Here is a 600-nt window from a genome sequence, read left to right on the forward strand (position 1 = left end):
CGACCTAAGCACGCTGACAGCTGAACAGCAGGTTGCAGCAATTTACATCGGTTACTATGACCGTGCCGCCGATCCGGTTGGCCAAGACTTCTGGGAAGGCGCGGTTGCAAACCCGGCTCTCAGCCTTGCAGACATTGCAACGGATTTTTCCACTCAGCCGGAAACGCTGAATGTGCATCCGTTCTTTGATGATCCGACTCCTGAAGCGGCAAACGCGTTCATCTCCGAACTGTACCTTAACCTGTTCAACCGCGAGCCCGATGCGGCAGGCCTCGAATTCTGGAGCGGCGCGCTTCAGGCTGCGATCGCTGGTGAAGAAGGCGCAATCTCGGTTGGCGAAATCATTCTTGCCATCATCGAAGGCGCTCAGGACACCGAAGCCGGTGCCGACCGCACCACGATCCTGAACAAGATCGAAGTTGCAAACTCTTGGACCGACGCGGCCGAAGAGGCTGGCATCGACTACACCTCCGACACCGGCGCGCAGACATCCGCGAAGTCGATCACACGAAGGTGTGACGAACGATCCGGCCACCGTTGCGTCTGCGAAGTCAACAATTAACGACTTCTTCGGCGAAAGCGGCGGTACACCTGGCGAGA

General features: G+C 57.7%; 1 protein-coding gene. It reads left to right on the forward strand.

What is annotated here, in order from left to right; translation table 11 throughout:
• A partial coding sequence (locus ACTIEN_RS22310; protein WP_439525323.1) for a DUF4214 domain-containing protein occupies positions 1–562 on the forward strand: 562 nt, incomplete at its 5' end.
• Positions 563–600 lie beyond the last annotated feature (38 nt).

It is taken from the genome of Marivita sp. (genome assembly GCF_051859345.1).
Classification (GTDB): Bacteria; Pseudomonadota; Alphaproteobacteria; order Rhodobacterales; family Rhodobacteraceae; genus Marivita.